The organism is Endozoicomonas sp. ONNA1, assembly GCF_024606325.1.
Classification (GTDB): Bacteria; Pseudomonadota; Gammaproteobacteria; order Pseudomonadales; family Endozoicomonadaceae; genus Endozoicomonas_A.
On record NZ_JAHHPN010000747.1, the window covers coordinates 1 to 3,713 of the forward strand.

At 46.4% G+C, this 3,713-nt stretch carries 1 protein-coding gene; it reads right to left on the reverse strand.

Annotation, left to right across the window (positions count from 1 at the left end):
* Window positions 1–3,403, reverse strand: a 3,403-nt coding sequence (locus KDK19_RS17840) for a hypothetical protein (RefSeq protein WP_257292503.1), incomplete at its 3' end; no start/stop codon positions are given.
* Between the last annotated feature and the right edge of the window lie 310 nt (window positions 3,404–3,713).

Genomic DNA, 3,713 nt, shown 5'->3' on the forward strand with positions numbered 1-3,713 from the left:
TCTGTTCATTCAGGCTGGCATCTTTTTCAAATTCTATTTTCAGATCATCGGCCAGTTTAGCAACCAGGTCTCTGGCTCTTTCCTTGGCAGCAATGTTTTCCCTCTTGTCGATAAGCAGCGCGTCCTCTACAGCTATAAGCATCTGTTCCTGTTGTCTTGTGATTCGAAAATCCTCGTCTTCGACATAGAGGCTCAGGCGCCAGTGAAGCCTGTCAAGTTTAACTTTTCTTTTTTCGTATTCAGTGGTGAAGTCTTCTTCCCAGAGTGCATTATTTATATCATCCAGCATTTTTTCGGTGACATCATCGCTGTCAAGTCTGGTAAGAATCCTGTCAAGTCGTTTTGCCTTGTCATCTCCTTCATTGACTTCGATTTTGAGCATTGCTTCTACGGTTTTCAGCAGATTCTGCGTCTCTTCCTGAGCCTTCTGTCTGGCTTCTGTGATGGCTGTCTGCATCCTCCCGGAAATGGCCTGACGACGGTAATACTCATCGTCTTCGCTGTCGGGATCACCCATTTCCAGTGCTTCTTCGACGACACTTAGTTTATCAAGTACTTCGGGCCTGGTTATGGGGTGCCCCGGTGTTCTGATGTCTTCCAGTTCTTCTTCCATACTGGCAAGCTTGTTTACATTCTCATGTATTGCTTCTATCAGTGTGATCTGATCCCCCAATGTGCTGTCTTCAGGCTGTTTCTTACCATAAAGCACTGCCAAAGCATTTCGCATGAGTTTGTCGTAAGTTATGTCAATATCGCTTTGAGCATTCAGTTCCTGAACTCTCTGAAGGATCCGTTCTTGATGAACGTCCAATGTTTCGCGTTGAGCATTCAGTTTCTGAATGCTCTGAATCAGAAGTTTTTGTTGAGTCTCAATATCTGCACCGCGATCAAAATCCTTGATGTTTAAATGCGCGGCAATGGTTGCAGCTATTTTTTGAGCTTCTGTTCCGGTGCTCTGTTGCTGAAGATATTCCTGATCGACCTCGGCTACCTGCTTGATTTCCTGAGTTTTCAGGCTGATGAGCCTGGCTTGCTCTTCCAGTGGCTGGGTATCATCCCAGTTATCAATTCCAAGCTCTGCTGCCATTTGGATGTTGCGAGCTATTTTGGCACCTGCTCTGGCATCACGAACGGGTTGTTCCAGCTTTGGAATTTGTTCGACTTCCTGCTGAAGTTTCTGTAACCGGTTTTGCTGTTTTTCTTGCTCTTGTTGATTCGCCAGTTGGTGCTGAAAGGCCTCAAGTTGCTGCTGTATATTGTATTGCTGGACATCGTAGTCCAAAATAGTGAGGCAAAGGGCTCGCAGTTGATTTTCACTAACCGGGGGCGGAACGGGCCGATCTCCAATGATAGCGGACAGTTCGTGGTAGGGCTTAAAGGCTAGTTCTGCCCTTAGTTGCACAAGCTGTTGAATGGACTCAATGCGGGCAACCCGATCATTTTCATCGATCGGAGTAATACCGAAATGGCCTTCAATGGCTGCCAATTTTGTATTCAGAGCCTCATCGGACTGTCCTTTTGCGGGCTCTGTTGCAGACACCGCTCTGTAGATTTCATTCGTTTTTTTTCTGATGATTCTGGCTTGTTCTGCCAGTGGCTGGGTATCATCCCAGTTGTCAATACCAAGCTCCGCCGCCATTTGAATGTTGCGAGCTATTGTGGCATCTGCTCTGGCATCAAGAACTTGTTGTTCCAGCCTTGGAATGCCTTCGACTTCCTGCTGAAGTTTATGTGACAGCTGTTGCAGTCCTGCCATCACTTTAAGAGTCTGTAGAAACTCATTCTCAACTCGTTGCCTGAGCTGAAGTGATCTGTATATTTTCTGGTGACTATCAACAATTGTCTCCGTTAAGAGTTTCATCTCCTTTCTGAGCTGGACGAGTTTGAGTTCTGTTGTCTGTTGCTGCTCTTTCAGCTCGCTTTCTATCTCAATCAGCTGTCCGGCCATGTCGCCCGTGACTTTGGAAGCAAACTTTTTGTTCTCCCCAAGAGCATCGATCTGCGCTTCGTTGATACCGCTTAGAACGGCTACCACTTGCTGAATATTCTGAATAAAGAGCTGACTGGTCAGAAAATTTTTAATGACGGGTTTGAAACCGAAGTATTTTACCAGTTGAGAATGCATCCAGGTTGGCGTGGCAACTGATAAAGCCAATCTGATGTGTGCTGTTGTGAATTCAAATTCATCGGCTTTGTCTGGAGTAGCGCTGGTTAATGCCTGCTGGATAGATTCATAGTATGTCAGCGTAATCAGTTTAGCTTTGCTAAGTAGAGCATCTTGCTGTACAGCTAACTCCTCCAGCAGTTCCATTTGCCTGTTTCGAATGACGTACTGGTAGCCTTTGACCTTATCTTTTTTTACCTGTGTGGTTGTTGAAGGAATGGGGTTATTAGCGAAATCTTTTACCAGGAGTTTATAGAGGCCTTCCACAAAAGCGAGGTCGGTCGGATTCTGTTTCAGATGATGGAAAACAATAGCTTCTCCCGTAGCCCCGGTCACTTCCAGTTTTGGATAACCCGCAGGCACAGGATAAGTCTGTGTCTCACCCTCGATGTGTTCAACATAGCTGACAGGTTTATAGTATGACAACAGATCATTCAGGGCTTTCTGTTGTAAACCTTCCTCCAGAACATGAACCTGGGTGTAGGCAGAGGTGGCTGCTGCCAAAAGCACTTCATCATTGATGAAGAGCGATTGACCCAGACGTTGCAGTTCAGGAGTCTGATCGCCTGTAGTCATAAGAAGCATAAAGGTGCGCCCGTTCACTTCAATTTTGTCTACTTTAATGGTGGCAAGGGCGACATAGCGATCAACTTCGCCAAGGCTTCCTGCTCTTTCATTGGCTCCTTTCAGTACTCCGACCAGCCGTTTGGGGCTGGCGATTTTCGTTAACGGTTCCAATGGTTCGATGTCACCTGATTGATGACGAACAGCCTTTATTGAATCCTGACTCGTCATTCCTTCTCTGACTTCAATGACCAGTTTCTTTTCTGCAAGGTTATGGGTGAATCTGAAGACTCCCTCATTACCGACCTTGAGGACTTTGGTGTACTTCTGAGCAACATCATTCTCGTCTGTTTCAAACAGATCAACACTGGAAACGCCAACACCGATGCCAGAAAGCGCGTCTGTGAAGCCTTCAGAAGGAACGTGATAGTCTGCTCTGACTTGAGTCTGGTCAGGGTAGGTGGTGGTAATGGATTTGGGTATTGGCTGCAGATCATCACCTAAAGTTGGCTGAACTATGATCTCGCTCTGGGTAAACTCCACATGTCCATTGACCGGAATATCGACAGATTTTGTCTCCAGCCTGAAACCGGCCAGTGCCTCTGTACTAATGATGGAAGTGCTGATGGCAATAGCCACTGCAAGGCTTATGGCATTGGGGCGGGCATGTGTCATTCTGTTACCTTGGAGCTGAGTACTTTTATTACCGTGCACAGTGATTGCCATAGCAGGCGAGGAAGCGACTTCTATTCGCTCATGGCTGTTAATTGCTTATGGCTGTTCCGGTAAGCTGTTGAGTGAATTTAGTTCACAGTGGCAAAAGTTCAACGCCAGTAACATTGAGTTTTTTTTCAGGGAAGGCTTTCCTTCGGTGCTGCAATTCCTGACTCGAAGAATGCACCCAGGGTGTAAGAATAAGGAATACTTTCTGCGTGGGAGAAAGACCATTCAGGCACATTGTCCCTGAAGTATTTCTCCCAGCCTC